The sequence below is a fragment of the Pseudomonas sp. E102 genome, assembly GCF_052660185.1.
On the sequence record NZ_CP084025.1, the window covers coordinates 2,594,502 to 2,616,857 of the forward strand.

General features: G+C 61.1%; 19 protein-coding genes, 1 tRNA gene and 1 pseudogene. 11 read left to right on the forward strand and 10 right to left on the reverse strand.

The features are described 5' to 3' along the window. Positions 1-55: 55 nt before the first annotated feature. From DOCECA_RS11525 to DOCECA_RS11560, 8 genes and pseudogenes are all read right to left on the reverse strand, one after another. Positions 56-226, reverse strand: a pseudogene (locus DOCECA_RS11525) (GNAT family N-acetyltransferase); the annotation flags it as partial. 158 nt (positions 227-384) lie between these two features. Next, positions 385-831, reverse strand: a complete 447-nt coding sequence (locus DOCECA_RS11530; protein WP_445572014.1) for a GNAT family N-acetyltransferase — start codon at positions 829-831, stop codon at positions 385-387. A gap of 168 nt (positions 832-999) precedes the next feature. Continuing rightward, a tRNA-Gly gene (locus DOCECA_RS11535) sits at positions 1,000-1,075 on the reverse strand. 62 nt (positions 1,076-1,137) lie between these two features. After that, entirely contained in the window at positions 1,138-1,698 is a 561-nt protein-coding gene (pgsA, locus tag DOCECA_RS11540; protein ID WP_030141409.1) for a CDP-diacylglycerol--glycerol-3-phosphate 3-phosphatidyltransferase, read from the reverse strand. A gap of 32 nt (positions 1,699-1,730) precedes the next feature. After that, positions 1,731-3,554 (reverse strand): excinuclease ABC subunit UvrC, encoded by a 1,824-nt coding sequence (uvrC, locus tag DOCECA_RS11545; RefSeq protein WP_420763562.1) that lies wholly within the window; start codon positions 3,552-3,554, stop codon positions 1,731-1,733. Between the two features lie 2 nt (positions 3,555-3,556). Further along, positions 3,557-4,198, reverse strand: a complete 642-nt coding sequence (gene gacA, locus DOCECA_RS11550) for a response regulator transcription factor GacA (protein ID WP_003200277.1) — start codon at positions 4,196-4,198, stop codon at positions 3,557-3,559. 129 nt (positions 4,199-4,327) lie between these two features. Then, complete coding sequence (locus DOCECA_RS11555; RefSeq protein ID WP_434559475.1) at positions 4,328-4,756, reverse strand: GNAT family N-acetyltransferase; 429 nt, start codon at positions 4,754-4,756, stop codon at positions 4,328-4,330. A gap of 10 nt (positions 4,757-4,766) precedes the next feature. Then, positions 4,767-4,919, reverse strand: coding sequence for a hypothetical protein (locus DOCECA_RS11560; RefSeq protein WP_445572015.1), 153 nt, complete (start codon positions 4,917-4,919; stop codon positions 4,767-4,769). Positions 4,920-5,489: 570 nt separating this feature from the next. Here DOCECA_RS11560 and DOCECA_RS11565 point away from each other — a divergent pair. Next, positions 5,490-6,560 (forward strand): 3-deoxy-7-phosphoheptulonate synthase, encoded by a 1,071-nt coding sequence (locus DOCECA_RS11565; RefSeq protein WP_445572016.1) that lies wholly within the window; start codon positions 5,490-5,492, stop codon positions 6,558-6,560. Between the two features lie 73 nt (positions 6,561-6,633). On the opposite strand, the gene DOCECA_RS11570 is transcribed toward DOCECA_RS11565, so the two are convergent. Next, positions 6,634-7,686 (reverse strand): hypothetical protein, encoded by a 1,053-nt coding sequence (locus DOCECA_RS11570; protein WP_445572017.1) that lies wholly within the window; start codon positions 7,684-7,686, stop codon positions 6,634-6,636. Between the two features lie 324 nt (positions 7,687-8,010). Here DOCECA_RS11570 and DOCECA_RS11575 point away from each other — a divergent pair, with 324 nt between their 5' ends. From DOCECA_RS11575 to DOCECA_RS11620, 10 genes are all read left to right on the forward strand, one after another. Next, positions 8,011-8,895: an esterase/lipase family protein gene (locus DOCECA_RS11575; RefSeq protein ID WP_445572018.1), complete on the forward strand. Its 885-nt coding sequence runs from the start codon at positions 8,011-8,013 to the stop codon at positions 8,893-8,895. Between the two features lie 73 nt (positions 8,896-8,968). Further along, positions 8,969-9,250, forward strand: a complete 282-nt coding sequence (locus DOCECA_RS11580; protein ID WP_042610373.1) for a peptidylprolyl isomerase — start codon at positions 8,969-8,971, stop codon at positions 9,248-9,250. Between the two features lie 129 nt (positions 9,251-9,379). Next, positions 9,380-11,248: an extracellular solute-binding protein gene (locus DOCECA_RS11585; protein WP_445572019.1), complete on the forward strand. Its 1,869-nt coding sequence runs from the start codon at positions 9,380-9,382 to the stop codon at positions 11,246-11,248. Next, positions 11,248-12,306: a microcin C ABC transporter permease YejB gene (locus DOCECA_RS11590; RefSeq protein ID WP_434559485.1), complete on the forward strand. Its 1,059-nt coding sequence runs from the start codon at positions 11,248-11,250 to the stop codon at positions 12,304-12,306. The genes DOCECA_RS11585 and DOCECA_RS11590 overlap by 1 nt, the downstream gene beginning before the upstream one ends. Continuing rightward, positions 12,306-13,328 carry an ABC transporter permease gene (locus DOCECA_RS11595; protein ID WP_434559487.1) on the forward strand — a complete coding sequence of 341 codons (1,023 nt, stop codon included), beginning with the start codon at positions 12,306-12,308 and terminating at the stop codon, positions 13,326-13,328. The genes DOCECA_RS11590 and DOCECA_RS11595 overlap by 1 nt, the downstream gene beginning before the upstream one ends. Before the next feature lie 13 nt (positions 13,329-13,341). Continuing rightward, positions 13,342-14,922, forward strand: a complete 1,581-nt coding sequence (locus tag DOCECA_RS11600; protein ID WP_434559489.1) for an ABC transporter ATP-binding protein — start codon at positions 13,342-13,344, stop codon at positions 14,920-14,922. 144 nt (positions 14,923-15,066) lie between these two features. Beyond that, positions 15,067-16,482, forward strand: coding sequence for a sigma-54 interaction domain-containing protein (locus DOCECA_RS11605; protein ID WP_420763553.1), 1,416 nt, complete (start codon positions 15,067-15,069; stop codon positions 16,480-16,482). A 302-nt stretch (positions 16,483-16,784) separates the two neighbouring features. Next, complete coding sequence (locus tag DOCECA_RS11610) at positions 16,785-18,176, forward strand: GntP family permease (protein WP_420763552.1); 1,392 nt, start codon at positions 16,785-16,787, stop codon at positions 18,174-18,176. A 7-nt stretch (positions 18,177-18,183) separates the two neighbouring features. Further along, entirely contained in the window at positions 18,184-18,960 is a 777-nt protein-coding gene (hbdH, locus tag DOCECA_RS11615) for a 3-hydroxybutyrate dehydrogenase (RefSeq protein ID WP_434648041.1), read from the forward strand. A gap of 160 nt (positions 18,961-19,120) precedes the next feature. Continuing rightward, on the forward strand, positions 19,121-21,076 hold the full coding sequence (locus DOCECA_RS11620) for an acetoacetate--CoA ligase (RefSeq protein ID WP_420763550.1): 1,956 nt from the start codon (positions 19,121-19,123) through the stop codon (positions 21,074-21,076). 133 nt (positions 21,077-21,209) lie between these two features. Here the strand turns inward: DOCECA_RS11620 and DOCECA_RS11625 are convergent, their stop codons facing one another. After that, complete coding sequence (locus tag DOCECA_RS11625; RefSeq protein WP_420763549.1) at positions 21,210-22,328, reverse strand: PilT/PilU family type 4a pilus ATPase; 1,119 nt, start codon at positions 22,326-22,328, stop codon at positions 21,210-21,212. Positions 22,329-22,356 lie beyond the last annotated feature (28 nt).

A 22,356-nucleotide genomic window follows, 5' to 3' on the forward strand; every position in this document is an offset into this window, starting at 1 on the left:
CCGGGGTGGGTCAGTTTTACTTCGGTAGGGTGGGTCAGTTTTCAACCGGTGTTGACAAATACGCTGCCATGAGACATTCACCGGGCGCGTTGAAGCGATTCTTTCCTGAATGCCATTCCGAAATCAGGCGTGTCAGAAATCTGAACCCTTCTGCAATTGCCTCTTTCTCCAAAGTAAGAACTTCCGCCGGCAGGTGAGTGACGTGTTGAATTTCGATTGGGCTCATTCATCTTCCCTGATTCGGTGTGAATCTTTTTGGCTGACCGAGGGTGCATTGGGCGCGTGCTGTGAGCGATGCGAGTGGCAGATATCGACCCATAGCAGACATTCAGGACGTTCCTTTCCCCATAAATAATCGCCTTACGTGGAAGGACTATCCATTCGTCATTTGATATGTCGGTAGACCTTCGTTGTGCGCACCGAGAATCCTGCCCCTTCGTATAAACGATGGGCAGATTCACGGTCTGGGTTGGATGTTAAATCCAGTGTCTTCGCACCGAGGTCACGGCTTTTCTTTATTGCTGTTTGTATGAGTGCTTTGCCGACGCCTTGACCTCGAGCACTGGCATCTACTACGACGTCTTCGATCCAGGCTCGAATGCCTGTCGGAATGCGAAAATGAATTAGGGTTAATGCCCCTAAGATACTTCCTCCACCTGCTGCTCTCACTACCAATAAGTCGGAGCACTCTGAATCCACTATCTGCTTCAAATCTTCCATTGTCATCGCTTGAGCGTTTTTGGAAAGCTGTGGGAGAAGGTCATTCAAAGATCTGAGCAGCATGGGATCGGTTTCTTGAACCACCTCGACAATAACGGATTGATTTGTCATTGGAGATCCTCAGTGAAAGGGGGGAAGCTTCGATGGTGCAATACTACACATTACCCCAAAGCGTCTGCGAGTGACCGCTTCTGGCCGAAAGCTGCCTGTCGCCATGAATACCAAAACTTCTCAAGCACAAAAAAGCCACTCATTTCTGAGTGGCTTTTTTGTGAATCTTGGAGCGGGAAACGAGACTCGAACTCGCGACCCCGACCTTGGCAAGGTCGTGCTCTACCAACTGAGCTATTCCCGCGTCTTGGTGTGGCGCATTCTATAGAATCCAAACACGCCGTCAACCCTTTGATTCAAAAAAGTTTATTTCGGATCAACGTCAGTCCGCAGGTGCGGCCAGGCGGCGCGCAGGTATTGGACCATCGACCATAGCGTCAGCCCAGCGGACACCAGCAGCAAGGCATAACCCAACAGCACCCAAAAACTGAAATCCGAGGGGTTGGCCAGCAGAATCACCAGGGCCAGCATCTGCGCGGCGGTTTTCCATTTTCCGAGGTTCGACACGGCTACCTGGGCGCGGGCGCCCAGCTCGGCCATCCACTCACGCAGCGCCGATACGACAATTTCTCGCCCGATGATCACCGCCGCCGGCAGGGTCAGCCAGAGGTTGCCGTGTTCCTGCACCAGCAGCACCAGGGCCACCGCGACCATCAGTTTGTCGGCCACTGGGTCGAGGAACGCGCCGAACGGCGTGCTCTGCTCCAGGCGGCGAGCCAGGTAGCCGTCGAGCCAGTCCGTCGCGGCGGCGAAGGCAAAGACCGAGGCGGAGGCCACGTAGCTCCAGTGGTACGGCAAATAGAACAACAATATGAAGATCGGGATGAGCAGGACGCGTAGAACGGTAATCAGGTTTGGGATATTCATCGGCACAACTGGCTACGAGGTTGACGGGCATTCTACTCGCTATGCAGGTTTGCATAAATCGACTCTGCGAGCTTTTTACTGATACCGGGTGCTTTGGCTATCTCCTCGATGCTGGCACGAGACAGTTCCTGCAATCCACCAAAATGTTTCAATAGATCGCGCCGGCGCGTCGGCCCGACCCCTGCCACGCCTTCCAGCGTGGAGGTGCGGCGGGTCTTGCCTCGGCGGGCACGGTGGCCGGTGATAGCGAAACGGTGGGCTTCGTCGCGGATCTGCTGGATCAGGTGCAGCGCCGGCGAATCCCCTTTCAACGTGAACTCGTGGGCCGCGTCGTTCAGGTACAACGTCTCGAAACCGGCCTTTCGCGTCGCGCCTTTGGCCACGCCGAGCAGGATCAGGTCAGGGACGGCCAGCTCGTTGAGGACGTCCCGGGCCATGGACAACTGGCCCTTGCCGCCGTCTACCAGAAGGATGTCCGGCAACTTGCCCTCCCCGTCCTTTATCTTGCTGAAACGCCGCATCAATGCCTGATGCATGGCGGCATAGTCATCGCCAGGGGTAACGCCTTCGATGTTGTAGCGACGGTAATCGGACTTGATCGGACCTTCCGGGCCGAAAACCACGCAGGAGGCTACCGTTGCCTCGCCGCTGGAGTGGCTGATGTCATAACACTCCAGCCGTTGCGGCGGCTCGTCCAGGTGGAGGACATCGGCCAGGGCATCGAACCGCGCCGCGACGTGCTGGCGGTTGGCCAAGCGTGCGCCAAGGGCCTGTTCGGCGTTGGTCACGGCCAGTTGCTGCCAGCGCGCACGGGTGCCACGCACACGGTGGCTGATGGTCAGTTCGCGACCGCGAAGCTTTTCGATGGCTTCGATCAAGGCCGGAAAGTCCTCATGAACCACGTTGACGATCAACTCGCTGGGCAAGTCGCGTTCCGGACTGCTGATGTAGTACTGACCCAGGAAAGCGGCCATGACTTCGGAGACGTCTTCCTCGATCCCTACCTGGGGGAAGAAGTTCTTGCTGCCCAAAACCCGGCCGCCCCGCACGTTGATCAAGTGCACACAGGCGCCGCCCGGGTTGATGAACGCGGCCACGATATCGACGTCGCCGCTGCCGCCTTCCATGCTTTGCTGGTCCTGAACCCGGCGCAGCAGCCCGATCTGGTCGCGAAGCTCAGCGGCGCGTTCGAATTCGAGATTGATCGAGGCCTCTTCCATGGCGGCCGACAGCTCATCGGTCAGCGCATTGCTACGCCCCTCCAGGAACATGACCGAGTGACGCACGTCTTCGGCGTAGACCTCGGGCTCCACCAGGCCGACACAGGGCGCCTTGCAGCGTTTGATCTGGTGTTGCAGGCAGGGCCGGGTGCGGTTCTTGTAGTAGCTGTCTTCGCATTGGCGTACGAAAAAGGTTTTCTGCAACAGGCTCAGGCTTTCACGGATGGCCCCGGCACTGGGGTAAGGACCGAAATATCGGCCCTTGGCCTTCTTGGCTCCGCGATGAATGCTCAGGCGCGGAAACGCCCCGTCGGACAAAAACACGTACGGATAGGATTTGTCGTCGCGCAGCAGAATGTTGTACGGCGGCCGCCATTCCTTGATCAGCGTCTGCTCAAGCAGCAACGCCTCGGTTTCATTGGCGGTGATGGTGGTTTCGATCTGCGCGATGCGACCCACCAGCGCGGCCGTCTTCGGTGCCAGGCCAGTCTTGCGGAAGTAGCTGGCCAGGCGCTTCTTGAGGTTTTTGGCCTTGCCGACATAAAGCAGGCGCGCGTCGCTGTCGAACATGCGGTACACGCCGGGGCGGCCGCTGCACGTGGACAGGAAAGCACTTGGATCAAACTGTTCGGTCATTATCAGGCGCTGGCGTCGACCATGCCATGACGCACCGCCAGCAGCGTCAACTCGACGTCACTGCTGATCGAAAGCTTTTCGAAGATACGGTAACGGTAGGTATTGACGGTTTTGGGCGACAGGCACAATTTGTCGGAAATAATCTGGACCTTCTGGCAGCCGACGATCATCAGCGCAATCTGGATTTCTCGCTCGGACAGCGCATCGAAGGGCGAATCGTTGGTCGGCTGGAAAGACTTGATCGCCAATTGCTGGGCGATTTGCGGGCTGATGTAGCGTTGTCCGGCAAATACCAGGCGGATGGCCTGGACCATCTCGTTCAAGCCAGCGCCCTTGGTGAGATAGCCCGCCGCCCCCGCTTGAAGCAGCCGGGTGGGAAACGGGTCTTCTTCACAGACGGTCACCGCGACGACCTTGATGTCCGGATGGCTACGCAACAGTTTTCGCGTGGCTTCAAGACCACCGATGCCCGGCATCTTGACGTCCATCAGCACCACGTCGGGTTTCAATTCACGCGCCTTGATCAGGGATTCTTCCCCGGATTCGGCCTGGCCAACCACCTGCAGGCCATCGATGTCAGCCAGCATTCGTGTTATGCCCGTACGGACGAGATCATGGTCGTCGACCACTAACACCCTAATCAAGCAGACACCTCACGATTTGGTCTTGTATAGGTTGCCCACACCTTAGCAAAAAGCACTCGGCAGACCTAGCGCAAACGGGCAGATAAAAGTTACAACAAATCTTCAGATCCAATATTCGACGCCTCAAGCCTAGGCGTCTCGCTGCATCCTCAGGAAACACTCATCCTCACCGACCACCCGCAGCCCCATGCGTTCATAGAGCGCGCGGGCCGGGTTGTCCTTGAAAACGGTGAGCCGCAACGCCGGTCGATGCTCATTTGCCACCATCGTCCAGACCTGTCCGATCGCCCAGGTTCCGGCACCCTGCCGACGAAACGCCTCATCGATCTGCAACTCCCGAATGTACAAGGCGCGAGCATCACGACTGAGACTGACGAAACCCAGCGCCTGTTCATTGCGCTGAAGAATCCAGTTCTGGCGGATGACCCAGGCCAGATCGAACGCTTCGTCCTGCCACAGCAAATCATGGCGAAGGTAATAGGGAAGCATATTGCTGCAAGTCAATTGACGTGCGAATTCAACGTCACCGACTTCAGCCGGGCGCCATACAAAACTCATTGAAACCTCATCACAATGCCACGGGCTCACCCGCCCAACGGCTGTCGTCGCGGCGAGCGATGACCAACAGCTCTTCCACGCCTGGGGCCGCTGCCATTAGCGTGCCATCCGGATCATTGTCGACTTCGGTGATTGAAATTGGCACAACGCTGGAGTTTGTCATAAAGCCCGTCGGATACAAGCGATGGGGTTGTTATTAAAAGGCCATAGCATTTTCTTATTGAACGGCCGCCCCGCGCTCTTGTAAGCTCCAGATCATTCATCGGAGACACAGCATGTCCAGCGCCCTTTCACCGCTTCAACCTACCAGCGCCTCGCGCTCGGTTGCGGCTGCCTGGGCGAACGACGTGCCAACTTCGGTCAGCTTTTATTTTGGGTATTGGTTTAGCCACTGGCGCGCCTGATACCCAACCGGCGCCCATTTTAAACGGGTCGCCTTCCAGAGTTTTCCAAACCCCCGGTCGGCCTCCCGACCGGGGGTTTTGTTTTTCAGGCCCCAGACATACGCAGCATCACACCACTTGAGGATCGAACCATGAACTACGCCACTTATTACCGTTACGACAGTTTTTCCGCCTGGCGATTTACCAGCCACCGCTCGGGACAGCCTGCCGCCTCCGATCGGTCACCTATCGGTGGCATGCCAACGTTGCGGGCCATTACGGCCAATTGTCGAACACCCAACTAGGGCCGGCGCGGGAACGAACCCGCTGCTCGCCCAGGAAGCCAGATCATGAATTCGTCCGTCTTCGCTTTGCCGCTGTCCACGCTCAGCCCTGCCAATGAAACCCTGACCCTGCGCCTGCCAAGCGCTTTGCAACTCAAGCAACAATTGCCGCTAGACAGCGTATTGAGCCAACAAGTTGGCGCCCATCGCCAGGCCATCCGCGCCATCCTCGACGGTGAGGACTCCCGCCTGCTGGTCATCGTTGGTCCATGCTCCATCCACGACCCGAAATCCGCGCTCGAATACGCCGCCAACCTGGCTCGCCTTGCCCGGGAAGTCAGGGACAGCATGCTGTTGGTGATGCGCGCCTACGTGGAGAAGCCCCGCACCACCGTGGGCTGGAAAGGCCTGGCCTACGACCCCCATCTCGATGGCAGCGACGACATGGCCACCGGCCTCGAGCTGTCGCGGGAGTTGATGCGTGAGATGCTCCGACTCGGCCTGCCCGTGGCCACCGAGCTGTTGCAGCCGATGGCCGCCGGTTACTTCGACGACCTGCTTAGCTGGGTCGCCATTGGCGCGCGCACCACTGAATCGCAGATTCACCGGGAAATGGCCAGCGGTCTGGGCATGCCGGTCGGTTTCAAGAACGGCACCGACGGCGGGGTTGGCATCGCCTGCGATGCCATGCGCTCCGCGGCGCACCCCCATCGACATTTCGGCGCCGACAGCCAAGGGCATCCGGCGATCATCCAGACCCAAGGCAACCCTGATACGCACCTGGTCCTGCGCGGCGGCCACCGCGGCCCGAACTACGATCGCCAAAGCGTGGCGCAGATTCACGCCGACCTCGCCCGCCTCAACATCCCGGCCCACATTCTGGTCGATTGCAGCCACGCCAACAGTGGCAAGGATCCGCTGCGCCAGCCCCAAGTGTTCGAGGACGTGCTGCAACAGCGCTTGCAAGGCAACAAGGCCCTGATCGGCATGATGCTCGAAAGCCACCTCTTCGAAGGCTGCCAACCGTTGGGGCCGGCGATGCGCTACGGCGTGTCGGTGACCGATGGATGCCTTGGCTGGGAGTCCACCGAGCAGTTGCTGCGCCAGGCTCATCGCAGGTTGCGATTGGGCGTCTGAGTTTCGGACCCGTTCATGCCGTGGCGCGGGAGCTAGCTCCCTCGCCACGGTTTTTTTCATTGCGGATCCTTCGTTACGGCCTGGCGCGAACTTCAATGGTGATCTCCGGCGAGCGCTGGCTTACATCATCCAGACGCTCAACCTGATAGAACAGGCGGACCGATTGGCCGCCCTGCTCCTGCCAATAGGCAATCGGCACCGTGAAGACAACTGGCTTGCCGGCCGTGGCCTCGGTGATTTCCCGCTCCTGGGCATCCGAGTAGCTGCCGTCGCATTGCAACCAGACCCGTTCGCCCGCCTCCAGCCCTACGCCGTCGATCACCACCGTCGCTGCGCCATGGAGCCCGTCGACATCCAGTTCACCCTCCATCAACTCCAATACCCTCGGCGCCACCAGCGCTGGGCGTACCAGAGGACCGATCCAGACGGACAGCGGCTCGGCTCGACGTATCGAATGTCCGCGCCTGACGACATAAGCCACGGTCAACGAGTGCCCGATATGGGAAGCGATGTCTCCATGATCGATCCAGAACGATACTTTTTCGCCCACTGCATGAGCCTCTATGTCCAGCACATCCCGCCACAATGGCTTGGAATCGCGGCTGGCCAGAAGGATCAGTCGATCACCGGCCGCCATTCGCGAATAAGGCCGCACGGTCATCGTCGTGCCTTCAGGCACCCGCCCCGGATCAAGGTGCCCACCCACCGCATCATTGGCGATGGGTGGCAGCAGCAGCGGCGCCACGTCGCCAATTTGCAACTGAAGGGCCTGTGAGGCCAATGCGGTCGGCAACTGCTTGCCAATGACCCGGTACGAAATGTCCAGCGAGCCGCCGTCGAGTTCGGCGATATGCGGTTCGCGTACAACAAAGACAAGCTCGCGCCCGACCTGCCGCTCCGTGACGAACCGGCGAATTTGATGGTGGTACTGCTCGCCTTCGTTATTGAGCCCGCGCCAATACAACATCAGCTCGTCGCCACAGGACATGAGCGGGTACGGCTTGACGGTGATGACGGCCTTGCTCCAGGCAGGGTCGACGATGCCTTCGCGGGCCCTCGCCAGCAAAGGCGCGGGCAGCTTTCGCGATGGAGGCCGGCTTTTTCGTACAGTTGATTCAATGGTCATTTCCAGGCTCCAGTCCCTTGGAAAGGGGCACCGCTTCCATAGCGACACCGGATGAAACCATTAGAACTCTCCGGCCCGGGACGCGCAGCCAGACGAGGCGACAAGTTGCGTGGTCTCTCGCTCCTTGAGATGTGGCTTGAAGGGCAATCGGTTATCGGAAGCGTCCGAAACCGCAGGAGTCGTCTGGCTTTTGAGGAAAATTTCTCGCGCTTTCTATTCCTGTTTCCACAGCTAGTAACGGTTTGGTCCTACACCGCTCACTAACGGCCTGGATTAGAGTGGTGCCGCAAACTCAACATGAACCTCTTCGAAAAAGGTACGAACATGCAACGGAATGCAACCACCCGCTTTCCCATCCTTTTGGTACATGGTTTGTTCGGGTTCGACAGGGTCGGCCCGCTCGAACTTTTTCACGACGTCAGACAGGCGTTGTGCAATGCCGGCGCCCGAGTATTCGTCCCGTACGTGTCGGCCACCCACTCCAACGAAGCGCGCGGCGAACAGTTGCTGGCTCAGATGGACCGGGTTCTCGAAGGAACCGGGGCCGCGAAGGTCAACCTTATCGGCCACGGGCAAGGCGCGTTGGCCGCTCGTTATGCCGCCGCCCTGGCGCCCGGCAGTGTCGCCTCGGTCACCTCCGTCAGCGGCCCCAACCAAGGGTCGGAACTCGCTGATTTCCTGCGCAAGGCCCTCACGCCTGGTCGTTTGCCGGAACACGTGGCGAACCGGGTCGCCACGCTTTTCGCCGATTTCATTTCACTGCTCAGTGGCCAGGCACAGCTTCCGCAAAACGCTATTGCAGCGCTGGGGGCGCTGACTACCGAAGGCGTAGGCGCATTCAATGACAGGTATCCGCAAGGCTTGCCCCGACATTGGGGCGGCAACGGGCCGCAATTGGTTAACGGCGTGCGGTATTACTCTTGGAGTGGCACGGTGCAGGAAACCGTGAAACAAGCCGGCAATAGCGCGCCCGATCCGTTGCATGACTTCTGCCGCGCTTTTTCCGAATATTTCACCACCGAGGCGGGACAGAACGATGGCATCGTCGGACGCTTCAGCTCCCACCTGGGCAAGGTGATCCGCTCCGACTACCCAATGGATCACTTGGACACCCTCAACCAGGGCGCTGACGGAGGCTGGCGCAAGGGAAACGACCCGATGGAGCTCTACGTGAAACATGCAGAACGCTTGCGGATCGTCGGACTCTGACGCAATTTTGGCAACAACCGCGGACTGATTCCGGTAGGCTGGGCGCTTTACGACACTGAAAGGAAATACCTCCATGGCCAAAGCCACTGCCCGCCACATCCTGGTTTCCAGCGAAGACAAGTGCAACGAACTCAAGGCCCAGATTGAAGCTGGCGCTGATTTCGCTGAAGTCGCCAAAACCAACTCCACATGCCCATCCAGCCGTCAGGGCGGCGACCTGGGCTCGTTCGGCCCGGGCCAGATGGTCAAGGAATTCGACACCGTGGTATTCAGCGCTCCGATCAATGTGGTTCAAGGCCCGGTCAAGACCCAGTTCGGCTATCACCTGCTGGAAGTAACCAGCCGCCAGGACTGATTTCGGTTTATCGACACGACGGTCCGCCTTAAGGCGGGCTGTCATGCTTGAGCCATGCGAAGGGCTGGCGATCAGCGCGTCCCTCGCGTACAAATCGCACTCATCGATCACCCGGCTTTAAGGCTGACAATGCGACTGGCTTTTCCCTCCTGGCTGTTCACTGCCGTGGTCCTGCTGACTGGCGCCGCAGGCGTGAATGCCGCCCCCCAACATGCCCTGACCGTTTATGGCGAACCGGCCAAGTACGCCGAAGGCTTCGCCCATTTTGCCTACGCCAATCCCCAGGCCCCCAAGGGCGGGACGATGCGCCGCTCGGCCGTGGAGATCGGCCATTTCGACCATGTGCTGCCTTATATCGACAAAGGCATCGGCGTCAGCCAGGTCGACGGCATGCTCTATTCGCCGCTGGCCCAACGCTCCCTGGACGAACCCTATACCGTCTACGGCCTTGTCGCCGAAAAAATGGAACGCGCCGAAGATGGCCTGTCCCTGCGCTTCTACCTCAATCCCAAGGCGCGTTTCGCCGATGGCAAGCCCATCACCGCGCAAGACGTGCGCTACAGCTTCGACCTGCTGATGACCCAGGGCAGCCTGCGCTATCGCACGCAGTTCGCCGCCGTCAAAGGTGTCGAGGTGGAATCGGAACGAACCGTTCGCTTCGACTTCAAGAATAACGAAAGCCGCACCCTGCCCCTGGACATCGCCACCTTGCCGGTTTTTCCCGAGCACTGGTGGAAGAGTCGCGACTTCGCCAACGGCGGCGGTTACGAGGCGCCCCTGGGCAGCGGACCGTACAGGGTGAGCAAGGTCGACTCGGGCCGCAGCATCACCTTCGAGCGCAACGCCGACTGGTGGGGCAAGGACCTGCCGGTCAGCCGCGGGCTCTACAACTTCGACCACTTCAGTATCGAATACTTCGGCGACACCGACGTGGCCCGGCAGGTCTTGCGTGGCGGCGCCTACGATTACAACCGCGAGTTCTCCGCCACGGGCTTTTCCATCGGCTACGACAGCCCGGCCCTGCGCGACGGTCGGCTGCAAAAAGCCCACCTTGCCACCGAGGCGCCCCAGCCGGCCCAGGGTTTTGTGTTCAATCTGCAACGGCCACAATTCCAGGACCGCCGCGTACGCCAGGCGCTGGCCATGCTCTGGGACTTCGAGTGGAGCAATCGCCAGATGATGCGCAACCTCTACGTGCGCCAGCAGAGCTTTTTTTCCAACACCGACCTCGCCGCCCGGGAGCTCCCCGACGCGGGGGAACTGGCGATTCTCGAACCGCTGCGCGGCAAAGTACCGCAAGAGTTGTTCACCCAGGTGTTCCAAGCGCCGAAGACCGACGGCAGCGGGGTCATCCGCGACAAGCAATTGCAGGCCCTGGCGCTATTGGAACAGGCCGGCTGGAAACCTGAAGGCGACCGCCTGGTCAATGCCGAAGGCGAGCCACTGAGCTTCACGTTCCTGGTCACGCAAAACGGAATAGACCGCCTGTTGTTGCCTTACAAGCGCACCCTCGCACAGATCGGCGTCGACATGCACATCCGGCGCATCGACTCGTCCCAGTACGTCAATCGCCTGATGAGCCGCGACTACGACATGATCATTACCGGCTACCCGGTCAGCACTTCGCCGGGCACGGAGCTTTACAATTATTTCGGCTCGGCGGCGGCCAACGACCCGGGAGCCAACAACTACATGGCCTTGCAGAATCCTGCCGTGGACGCCCTCATCGATGGCCTGGTCAAAGCCAGCACCCAGGACGACATGCTCCGCCATGCCCATGCGCTGGACCGGGTGCTGCAATGGAACTACTACTGGATTCCCAACTATTACCCGCCAGGCAGCTCGACGGTCTGGTGGAATCGCTTCGGCATGCCGAAAGTCCAGGCGAGCAATGACGAAGCCATCGAGAGCTGGTGGGAAGTCAGCACCACGCCACTGACCAACGAACAGATGACCGCCGAACGCATCAAGCGTGGCTCGCCTGGAGGGCATCACTGATGTGGGCTTACATTGCGCGGCGCTTGCTGCTGATCATTCCCACGCTGGTGATCATCCTGCTGGTGAACTTCGTGATCGTCCAGGCCGCGCCAGGCGGGCCGGTGGAGCAGGCGATCGCTCACCTGCAGGGCATTGGCGGCGCCAGCGTCGGCAGCTCGGGCAATGCCATGACCGGTAGCTCCCGCGCCAGCCGAGGCCTGGATCCGCAATTGATCAAGGACATCGAAAAACAGTACGGCTTCGACAAGCCCGCCCATGAACGCTTGTGGCTGATGCTCACCAGCTACGCCCGCCTGGACTTCGGCAAAAGCTTCTTCCGCGGTGCCACGGTCACCGACCTGATTCTGGAAAAAATGCCGGTGACCATCTCCCTCGGGCTCTGGGCGACGCTGATCACCTACCTCGTGTCGATTCCCCTGGGTATTCGCAAGGCGGTACACCACGGTTCGGCATTCGATGTCTGGAGCAGCACCGCAATCATTATCGGCTACGCCATGCCGGCGTTCCTGTTCGCGATGTTCCTGATCGTGATCTTCGCTGGCGGCACCTCGCTCAATTGGTTCCCGGTGCGCGGGCTCGTCTCGGACAACTTCGAGTCCCTTTCGACGCTGGGCAAGGTCGCCGACTATTTCTGGCACCTGGTGCTACCCGTCACGTCGTTGGTCATCGGCGGCTTCGCTACCCTGACGATCCTGACCAAGAACTCGTTCCTCAACGAAATCACCCGCCAATACGTGGTCACGGCGCGAGCCAAGGGGATGAGTGAACGACGCGTGCTGTATGGACACGTGTTTCGCAATGCGATGCTGCTGGTGGTGTCGGGCATTCCCCAGGCGTTCATCAGCGTGTTCTTCGCCGGTTCTTTGCTGATCGAGGTGATCTTCTCCCTCGACGGCCTGGGACGCATGAGCTATGAGGCCGCCGTGTCCCGGGACTATCCAGTGGTGTTCGGCTCGCTGTTCATCTTCACGTTGTTCGGCCTGCTGATCAAACTCATAGGCGATCTTTGCTACACCCTGGTGGACCCGCGCATCGACTTCGCCGCGAGGAACGCCTGATGTTCAAGTTATCGCCCCTGGGGCGGCGGCGTTTCGAACGTTTCAGGAAAAACCGTCGCGGCTGGTGGTCGCTGTGGCTGTTCATCGGGCTTTTCGTCTTGACCCTGGGTGGGGAATTGATCGCCAATGACAAGCCCTTGGTGGTGAGCTACCAAGGCTCGTTGTATTTCCCGGTGTTCAAGCGCTACACCGAACAGCAGTTCGGCGGTCAATTGCCGTTCCAGGCTGACTATCGCAGCAGCTATGTGCAGGACCTGATTCACCAGGGCAACGGCTGGCTGCTGTTTCCGCCTATTCCTTTCAGCGACGACACGCCCAACTATGACCTTGAGCGGCCGGCCCCAAGCCCGCCGTCGAGGGTGAACTGGCTGGGCACCGACGACCAAGCACGGGACGTGATGGCGCGGGTCATATTCGGCGCGCGGGTGTCGATCCTGTTCGCCCTGGCGCTGACCGCCATCAGCGCGCTGATCGGCATCGCCGCCGGTGCCCTGCAAGGTTACTACGGCGGCTGGGTGGACCTGCTGGGGCAACGCCTGCTGGAAGTCTGGTCCGGTTTGCCGGTGCTTTACCTGCTGATCATCCTGTCGGGTTTCGTCGAGCCTAATTTCTGGTGGCTGCTGGGTATCATGGCGCTGTTCTCCTGGCTCGCGCTGGTGGACGTGGTGCGTGCCGAATTCCTGCGCGGGCGCAACCTCGAATACGTGAAAGCCGCGCGGGCGCTGGGCCTGACCGACCGCAAGGTCATCGTGCGGCACATACTGCCCAATGCCATGAACGCCACCCTGAGCTACCTGCCGTTCATTCTCACCGGGGCGATCTCCACCCTGACAGCGCTGGATTTCCTGGGATTCGGCATGCCGGCCGGCAGCGCATCCCTGGGTGAGCTGATCGCGCAGGGCAAGCAGAACCTGCAAGCGCCGTGGCTGGGGCTGACGGCGTTTTTTACTTTGGCGCTGATTCTTTCTCTGTTGGTGTTTATCGGCGAAGCGTTGCGAGACGCGTTCGACCCTCGGTCATGAGCGGAACCTTTAGATGAGCGAAAACCTGATCGAAATCCGTGACCTGAGCGTGGCCTTCAACGGCCAGACGGTGGTGCGCAACCTGTGCCTGGACATCCGCCAAGGCGAATGCCTGGCGCTGGTGGGCGAGTCGGGCTCCGGCAAGTCGGTGACGGCCCATTCCATCCTGCAACTGCTGCCGGAAACCGGCACGCGCACCACCGGCAGCATTTGCTATCGCGGCGAAGAACTGGTGGGTGCCGAGGCCAAGACGCTACGGGAACTGCGCGGCAATCGGATCGCAATGATCTTCCAGGAGCCGATGACTTCGCTGAATCCGCTGCACAGCGTCGAAAAGCAGATCGGCGAAACACTGATGCTGCATCGCGGCCTGGGCGGCAAGGCCGCGCGCCAGCGCATCCTGGAATTGCTGGCCCTGGTCGGCATCCAGAAACCCGCCGAACGACTCAAGGCCTATCCGCACCAGCTATCGGGCGGCCAGCGCCAGCGCGTCATGATCGCCATGGCCCTGGCCTGCGAGCCGGAGCTTCTTATCGCCGACGAACCGACCACCGCCCTGGACGTAACGGTGCAGCGCAAGATCCTGCTGCTGCTCAAATCGTTGCAGCAGCGCCTGGGCATGTCCCTGCTGCTGATCAGCCACGACCTCAACCTGGTGCGCAGCATCGCGCAGCGGGTGTGCGTGATGAAGGCCGGGGAGATTGTCGAGCAGGCACCCTGTGAAACCTTGTTCAGCACCCCCCGCCACCCTTATAGCTGCGAATTGCTGAACGCCGAACCGGAGGGCGAAGCGCTGCCCCGGGACGAACGCGAAGACGTCCTGCAAGTGCAGGAACTGCGCGTCAGCTTTCCCCTCGGTGGCGGATTGTTCCGGCGCAAGCAGTACCTGCAAGCCGTGGACGGCATCAGCCTGAATATCCAGCGTGGCAAGACCCTGGGCATCGTCGGCGAATCCGGTTCCGGCAAATCCACCCTCGGCCAGGCCATCCTGCGGCTGATAGAGTCCGAAGGCAGCATTCGCTTCCAGGGCCAGGCGCTTGATCATCTGTCGCATAAAGAGCTTCGGCCATGGCGCAAGCAGATGCAGATCGTCTTCCAGGACCCGTTCGGCAGCCTCAGCCCGCGAATGTCAGTGCAACAGATCATCAGTGAAGGCCTGGAGGTCCACAGCCGGTCCAGTGCCGAGCAATGCGAAGCCCAGGTGATCCAGGCGCTCAAGGAGGTCGGCCTCGACCCGCAGAGCCGGCATCGCTACCCCCACGAGTTTTCCGGTGGGCAGCGCCAACGCATCGCCATTGCCCGGGCATTGGTGCTCAAGCCCGCCCTGATCCTGCTTGACGAACCTACGTCCGCCCTCGACCGCACCGTGCAAAAGCAGGTGGTCGCCCTGCTCCGCCAGCTCCAGGAAAAATACGGCCTGACCTACCTGTTCATCAGTCACGACCTGGCGGTGGTCCGCGCCCTGGCCCACGACATGATCGTGATCAAGGACGGCAAGGTGGTCGAGCAAGGCCCCAGCCATGATGTGTTCGATTCACCCCAGCACCCGTATACCAAGGAGTTGTTGGCGGCGGCGCATCCAGAGTGGGCATAATGCGGCGCATGGCGTAGCTTCGTGTCGCGCCCATCGCGAGCAAGCTCGCTCCCACATTGGCCGGTGTTGCACTGAAGGCCAAATGTGGGGGCGAGCTTGCTCGCGATGGGGGCCTGACAAGCAACACACAACCCGGATCCGATCATGAACTCCACCGAAAGCCTCAAGGATTACAAGCGCGTGCGTACGCTGGCGATCCGCTCGTTGTTCGAAATCATCGAGCAGTCCAGCGAAGGCACGGTGATCGTCGACCGCGATGCAAACATCGTCTGGATGAACGAGCGCTACGCTCGTCGCTTCGGCCTGAATTCGGCGCAAGAGGCCATCGGCCGGGCTTGCGAAAGCGTCATTCCGGGCAGCTTGTTGCGAGAGGTGGTGCGTACCGGGCGGCCGATCCTGCTGGACATGCAGGACACGCCCAAGGAACCGCTGGTGGTGATGCGCCTGCCGATCCATGACAGCGCCGGCGCGGTGATCGGCGCCATCGGTTTTGCCCTGTTCGACGAGTTGCGCAGCCTGTCGCCGATGCTCAAACGCTACCTGAGCATGCAGGAAGAACTGGCCTCTACCCGCTCGCTGTTGCGGGCACGGCAGACCAAGTACAACTTTGCCCATTTCATCGGCACCAGCGCTGCGGGACTCGAGGTCAAACGCCGTGCCCGACGCAGCGCCAGCACCGACTCCCCGGTATTGCTCCTCGGCGAAACCGGCACCGGCAAGGAGCTTCTGGCCCAGGCGATTCACGGTGCTTCGCCGCGTGCGCACAAGGCGTTTGTCAGCATCAACAGCGCCGCCATCCCCGAATCCTTGCTGGAAGCCGAATTCTTCGGCACCGCGCCAGGCGCCTTCACCGGTGCCGACCGCAAGGGCCGCGCCGGCAAGCTGCAAATCGCCCAGGGCGGCACATTGTTCCTCGACGAAATCGGCGATATGCCGCTGCCCTTGCAAAGCAAACTGCTGCGCGTGTTGCAGGAAAAGGAATACGAACCGGTCGGCTCCAACGAAGTACTGCAAAGCGATGTTCGGGTGATTGCCGCGACCTCCACCAACCTGGAGGCGGCGATCCAGCGTGGCGAATTCCGGGCGGATCTGTATTACCGCCTCAATGTGCTGCCCATCCAGGTCCCGCCGCTGCGCGAACGCCTGGATGACCTGCCGGCCCTGAGCGAGGCGATCCTCGAAGAATTGCGCAGCCAGCACGAACTGAATCCCGACGCCCTCGACCTGCTGGGCCAGCACGCCTGGCCGGGCAACATCCGGGAGTTGCGCAACGTGCTGGAACGGGCCGCGCTGCTCAGCGACGACCTGATGCTCACCGCCGCCGACATTCGTGCGGCCATCGGTACTTTCACGCCGGTGGTACGCGCGGCGAGTCCGAGCCTCGAGCCGTTGCCCCAGGAAACCTTCAGCCAGGCCCGGGCCCGATTCGATCGACATTTGATCGAGACCACCCTCGCGCAATGCGGTGGGCGGGTGATTGAGGCAGCCGAGCGGTTGGGACTGGGGCGGTCGACGCTTTACAAGAAAATGGTGGCGCTGGGGATTGCTGAGTCTCAATAGAGAGACTCAATTCTCCATATTTGGACATATGGTTTGGAGCGCTTCGCGCTCATCGCGAGCAGGCTCGCTCCCACAGAACCTGGCCTTCCCCCTGCCATCCTCGTTCACCTGTGGGAGCGAGCCTGCTCGCGATGAGGCCAGTAATCCCAACAAGAATCTCAAAACAGAGACGAACTTTCCAAGCTCACGTCGCCCGCATCAATAAATTCCTTAAATTTCAATAAGTTAAACAACTGGCACAAAACTCGCTATAGCCCTCCCCACCGCATCACCCACAAAAATAACAATCCAGGAGACACACCATGAGTGTGATCATTGCCTTGGCAGCCCTCACGCTGCTGATGGTTGCCGCCTACCGTGGCTACAGCGTCATTCTTTTTGCCCCCATCGCCGCCCTCGGCGCGGTGTTGCTCACCGATCCGTCCGCCGTTGCCCCAGCCTTCACCGGGGTGTTCATGGACAAGATGGTCGGCTTCATCAAACTCTACTTCCCGGTGTTCCTGCTCGGCGCCGTGTTCGGCAAGCTGATCGAGCTGTCGGGGTTTTCCCGCTCCATCGTCGCGGCGGCGATTCGCCTGCTGGGCACGCGCCAGGCCATGCTGGTGATCGTGCTGGTGTGCGCGCTGCTCACCTATGGCGGCGTGTCGCTGTTCGTCGTGGTCTTTGCGGTTTATCCGTTCGCGGCCGAGATGTTCCGCCAGAGCAACATTCCCAAGCGGCTGATCCCGGCCACCATCGCCCTCGGCGCTTTTTCGTTCACGATGGACGCCCTGCCCGGCACGCCACAGATCCAGAACATCATCCCCAGCACCTTCTTCAATACCACTGCCTGGGCAGCGCCGTGGCTGGGCGTGATCGGTACGATATTCGTGTTCAGCTTCGGCATGCTGTTCTTGCAGCGCCAACGCAACAAGGCCCAGCGCACGGGCGAAGGCTACGGTACCGAGCTGCGCAACGAGCCGGAAACCGCCGAAGACATCAAGCTGCCCAACCCCTGGATCGCCGTTTCGCCATTGCTGGCGGTAGGGGTCATGAACCTGCTGTTCACCCAGTGGATCCCACAGTGGTACGGCAAGACCCATAGCCTGGCCCTGCCGGGCATGGCAGCGCCGGTGACCAGCGACATCGCCAAGCTCACGGCGATCTGGGCCGTGCAAGCGGCCTTGCTGGTGGGCATCGTCATGGTGCTGTTGTTCGGCTTCCGAGCCATTCGCAGCAAGCTGGCCGAAGGCAGCAAGAGCGCGGTGGGCGGTGCGTTGCTCGCGGCCATGAACACCGCGTCGGAATACGGTTTCGGTGCGGTGATCGCCTCCCTGCCGGGCTTCCTGGTGCTCGCCGACTGGCTCAAGAACATCCCCAATCCGCTGGTCAACGAAGCCGTGACCGTGACGCTGCTGGCGGGCATCACCGGGTCCGCGTCGGGTGGCATGAGCATCGCCCTGGCGGCGATGTCGCAAACCTTCATCAGCGCCGCCAACGCCGCCAACATTCCACTGGAAGTGCTGCACCGGGTAGCGGCCATGGCCAGCGGCGGCATGGACACCCTGCCCCACAACGGCGCGGTCATCACCTTGCTGGCGGTCACGGGCCTGACCCACCGTGAAGCCTACAAAGACATTTTCTGTATTACGCTGATCAAGACCCTCGCGGTGTTCTTCGTGATCGGTGTGTTCTACGCCACTGGCATTGTGTGAGGTTCCCATGACAACCACCCTTTCGGGCAAGACGGCCCTGGTCACCGGCTCCACCAGCGGCATCGGCCTGGGCATCGCCCTGAGCCTGGCCAAGGCCGGCGCCAACCTGATCCTCAACGGCTTTGGCGATGCGTCTGCGGTAACCGCCGAAGTCGCGCAATACGGCGTCAAGGTCGGCCATCATCCGGCCGACGTCAGCGACCCCGCGCAGATCGCCGACATGCTCGCCTACGCCGAGCGCGAATTCGGCGGCGTCGACATCCTGGTGAACAATGCCGGCATCCAGCACGTGGCGGCCGTGGAGGATTTCCCGGTGGAGCGCTGGGATTCGATCATTGCGATCAACCTGTCCTCGGTGTTCCACGCCACCCGCCTGAGCCTTCCGGGCATGCGCGCCAAGGGCTGGGGACGGATCGTCAACATTGCCTCGGTGCATGGACAGGTCGGTTCAGTGGGCAAGGCGGCGTACGTCGCGGCCAAGCACGGGGTGATCGGGTTGACCAAGGTAGTGGGCCTGGAGACTGCCGCCAGCAACGTCACGTGCAACGCCATCTGCCCGGGCTGGGTCCTGACGCCGCTGGTGCAGAAGCAGATCGACGACCGCATCGCCACGGGTGTGGACCCGCAACAGGCCCAGCATGATCTGCTGGCCGAGAAGCAACCGTCCCTGGAGTTCGTGACCCCGCCGCAGTTGGGTGAGCTGGTGCTGTTCCTGTGCAGTGAAGCGGGCAGCCAGGTGCGGGGCGCGGCGTGGAATATTGATGGTGGGTGGTTGGCTCAATAACGCCGCGCCGTCGAGCTTTTGTGGCGAGGGGGCTTGCTCCCGCTCGGCTGCGCAGCAGGCGCCTCTTGGGCCCGCTTCGCAGGCCAGCGGGAGCAAGCTCCCTCGCCACATCCGGCGCCTTGTGCTGAACTATTTGTAAGCCCAAAACAAGAGGCAAACCATGTCCGACATCCTTTGGCACCCCAGCCCCGAACGCATCGCCCAGTCGCGAATGGACGCCTTTCGCCGGTTCGTCAACGAACGGCACTCGCTGCAACTCAACGACTACCCAACCCTGCATGCCTGGAGCACCGACCACCGCGAAGCCTTCTGGCAGGCCATCGTCGACTTTTTCGAGATCCGCTTCCATCAAGCGCCTGGCGCGGTGCTCGACGAAGGCCCGCAGATGCCCAGTGCCCGCTGGTTCCCAGGGGCGACGCTGAATTTCGCCGAACACTTGCTGCGTCGCCGCGACAGCGCCGTGGCAGTGGTCGCACTCGATGAAAACGGCGGCGAAGAAACGCTGACCTGGGCCGATCTCGCCGCCCATGTCGCCGGCCTGCAAAAAAGCCTGCAAGGCGCTGGCGTGACCCAGGGCGATCGGGTCGCCGCTTGCATGCCCAACACCTGGCAGACGCTGGTGTGCATGCTCGCCACCACCAGCCTGGGCGCCATCTGGTCATGTTCATCGCCGGATTTCGGCACCCAGGGCGTCATCGACCGGTTCGGTCAGATAGAACCCAAGGTCCTGATCACCTGCGCCGGTTATCGCTACGCCGGGAAAACCATCGACCAGCGGCCCAAGGTCAACGAAATCCTCGAACGGCTACCGTCGCTGCAACAATTGATCGTACTGCCCTACGCCCAGCCCGACGCCCGCGTCGAAGATTTCAAGACCCCGGCCCGCGTGGCCCTGTGGGACGGTTTCTACCAATGCGGCGGCGAGCCGGTGTTCAACCCCGTGCCGTTCGATCACCCGCTGTACATTCTCTATTCCAGCGGCACCACCGGGGTGCCGAAGTGCATCGTCCACGGCACCGGTGGCGTGCTGCTGCAACATCTCAAGGAACATGGCCTGCACGTCGACCTGGGCCCCGAAGACCGGCTGTTCTACTACACCACCTGCGGCTGGATGATGTGGAATTGGCTGGTGTCGGCGCTGGCCGTGGGCAGCGCGGTTGTGCTCTATGACGGGTCGCCATTCCACCCCAGCCCGGAACGCCTGCTCGACCTGATCGACCGACAAGGCATCAGCGTATTCGGCACCAGCCCCAAATACCTGGCCGCCCTGGAAAGCCAAGGCATCAAGCCACGCCAGACCCACGACCTGGGCAGCCTGAGGACGATCCTGTCCACGGGATCAGCCTTGGCGCCCCACAGTTACGATTATGTCTACCGCGACTTCAAGGCCGATGTTTGCCTGGCCTCGATGTCCGGCGGCACTGACATCGTGTCGTGCTTCGTCAACGGCAATCCGCTGGCCCCCGTGCGTCGCGGCGAGATGCAAGGCAAGAGCTTGGGTATGGCGGTGCAGGTCTGGAACGAAGCCGGCGAAGCGGTGGTTGGCGAAAAAGGCGAACTGGTCTGCACCCGGCATTTCCCGGCGATGCCCATCGGGCTGTGGAATGATCCCCAGCGGGAGAAACTTCGCGCCTCCTATTTCAGCCAGTTCCCGGGCGTGTGGGCCCAGGGGGACTACGCCGAAGAGCTGCCCCACGGCGGCCTGCTGATCCACGGCCGCTCCGACGCGGTGCTCAACCCCGGTGGCGTGCGCATCGGCACGGCGGAAATCTATCGGCAGGTGGAAAAAGTCGAGGAAGTCCTGGACAGCGTCGCCATCGGCCAGCAATGGCAGGGTGATGTGCGGGTGGTGCTGTTTGTGCGCCTGCGAGAGGGCCTGGTGCTGGACGACGCCTTGGAGCAGAAGATCCGCCAGGTCATCCGCGCCAACACTACACCGCGCCACGTGCCGGCGAAAATCCTCGCGGTCAACGATATCCCACGCACCATCAGCGGCAAGGTGGTGGAACTGGCGGTGCGCAACGTGGTGCATGGCGAGGCGGTAAAGAACACCGATGCACTGGCCAATCCCGAGGCGCTGGAGCAGTTTCGTGGGCGGGTGGAGCTTGCGACCTGATCTGAATGTTTTGCTGGGCTTGAGGGCCTCATCGCGAGCAAGCTCGCTCCCACAGGGGACTGTTTGCACCCAAATCCCTTGTGGAAGCGAGCCCGCTCGCGATGAACGATAACGCGGTCGCACTACAAACCGATCAGTCCATGAGCCCCCATTCCCCGCCCGCCGACGGCTCAGCCGGTGGCGCCGCTCCCGATTCGGCATGGAGCTTGAGCCGCAAGCGCAGATTGTTCGCAGAGTCGGCGTTTTTCAACGCCTCTTCTTCATCGATCGCCCCTTCCACCACCAGGTTGAACAGCGCCTGGTCGAACGTTTGCATCCCCAGTTCCTCGGATTTTTCCATGATGCCCTTGAGCTCGCCCAGCTCGTTGCGACGGATCAGGTCGGCCACCGTGGGCGAGCCGAGCATCACCTCCACGGCCGCCCGCCGCTGGCCGGTGCGGGTGCGCACCAGCCGCTGGGAGACAAACGCCTTGAGGTTGTTGCCCAGATCCTGCAGCAGTTGCGGCCGGCGTTCTTCCGGGAAGAAATTGACCACCCGGTCCAGGGCCTGGTTGGCGTTGTGGGCATGCAGGGTGGAAATCACCAGATGGCCGGTGTCGGCGAAGGCCAAGGCGTGTTCCATGGTCTCGCGGTCGCGTATTTCGCCGATCAGCACTACGTCCGGCGCCTGGCGCAGGGTGTTCTTGAGAGCGGCGTGGAAGCTGCGGGTATCCACACCGACTTCTCGCTGGTTGACGATGGATTTCTTGTGCCGGTGAATATATTCCACCGGGTCCTCGATGGTGATGATATGGCCGCTGCTGTTGCGGTTGCGGTAGTCGATCAGCGCCGCCAGTGATGTGGATTTGCCCGAGCCGGTGGCGCCGACGAACAGCATGAGCCCTTGTTTGTGCATGATGGTTTCGAGCAGCACCTTGGGCAGCTTCAGGTCTTCGAAACGCGGGATATCCAGCTTGACGTTGCGTATGACCATGGACACGTCATTGCGCTGTTTGAAGATGTTGACGCGAAACCGTCCGACACCGGCCAGGGAGATCGCCAGGTTCATTTCCAATTCCCGATCGAACTCAAGGCGCTGTTCGGCGTCCATCAATGACTCGGCAAGCCCAGCGATGTCGCCAACCTTGAACGCCTGGTTGCTCAGCGGCTTGAGCACACCTTCGAAACGCGCGCATGGCGGCGCGCCGGTGGACATGTAGAGGTCGGAGCCGTCCTGGCTTGCCAGGACTCGCAGTAAAGGATCAATTTCCATGACTATAAAAACTTCCGCGAACTTCAAT

Coding starts and splice junctions, on each gene's coding strand:
- DOCECA_RS11530 (WP_445572014.1), bottom strand. CDS start 831: ATGACAAATCAATCCGTTATTGTCGAGGTGGTTCAAGAAACCGATCCC.
- pgsA (WP_030141409.1), bottom strand. CDS start 1,698: ATGAATATCCCAAACCTGATTACCGTTCTACGCGTCCTGCTCATCCCG.
- uvrC (WP_420763562.1), bottom strand. CDS start 3,554: ATGACCGAACAGTTTGATCCAAGTGCTTTCCTGTCCACGTGCAGCGGC.
- DOCECA_RS11555 (WP_434559475.1), bottom strand. CDS start 4,756: ATGAGTTTTGTATGGCGCCCGGCTGAAGTCGGTGACGTTGAATTCGCA.
- DOCECA_RS11560 (WP_445572015.1), bottom strand. CDS start 4,919: ATGACAAACTCCAGCGTTGTGCCAATTTCAATCACCGAAGTCGACAAT.
- DOCECA_RS11565 (WP_445572016.1), top strand. CDS start 5,490: ATGAATTCGTCCGTCTTCGCTTTGCCGCTGTCCACGCTCAGCCCTGCC.
- DOCECA_RS11570 (WP_445572017.1), bottom strand. CDS start 7,686: ATGACCATTGAATCAACTGTACGAAAAAGCCGGCCTCCATCGCGAAAG.
- DOCECA_RS11575 (WP_445572018.1), top strand. CDS start 8,011: ATGCAACGGAATGCAACCACCCGCTTTCCCATCCTTTTGGTACATGGT.
- DOCECA_RS11580 (WP_042610373.1), top strand. CDS start 8,969: ATGGCCAAAGCCACTGCCCGCCACATCCTGGTTTCCAGCGAAGACAAG.
- DOCECA_RS11585 (WP_445572019.1), top strand. CDS start 9,380: ATGCGACTGGCTTTTCCCTCCTGGCTGTTCACTGCCGTGGTCCTGCTG.
- DOCECA_RS11590 (WP_434559485.1), top strand. CDS start 11,248: ATGTGGGCTTACATTGCGCGGCGCTTGCTGCTGATCATTCCCACGCTG.
- DOCECA_RS11595 (WP_434559487.1), top strand. CDS start 12,306: ATGTTCAAGTTATCGCCCCTGGGGCGGCGGCGTTTCGAACGTTTCAGG.
- DOCECA_RS11600 (WP_434559489.1), top strand. CDS start 13,342: ATGAGCGAAAACCTGATCGAAATCCGTGACCTGAGCGTGGCCTTCAAC.
- DOCECA_RS11605 (WP_420763553.1), top strand. CDS start 15,067: ATGAACTCCACCGAAAGCCTCAAGGATTACAAGCGCGTGCGTACGCTG.
- DOCECA_RS11610 (WP_420763552.1), top strand. CDS start 16,785: ATGAGTGTGATCATTGCCTTGGCAGCCCTCACGCTGCTGATGGTTGCC.
- hbdH (WP_434648041.1), top strand. CDS start 18,184: ATGACAACCACCCTTTCGGGCAAGACGGCCCTGGTCACCGGCTCCACC.
- DOCECA_RS11620 (WP_420763550.1), top strand. CDS start 19,121: ATGTCCGACATCCTTTGGCACCCCAGCCCCGAACGCATCGCCCAGTCG.
- DOCECA_RS11625 (WP_420763549.1), bottom strand. CDS start 22,328: ATGGAAATTGATCCTTTACTGCGAGTCCTGGCAAGCCAGGACGGCTCC.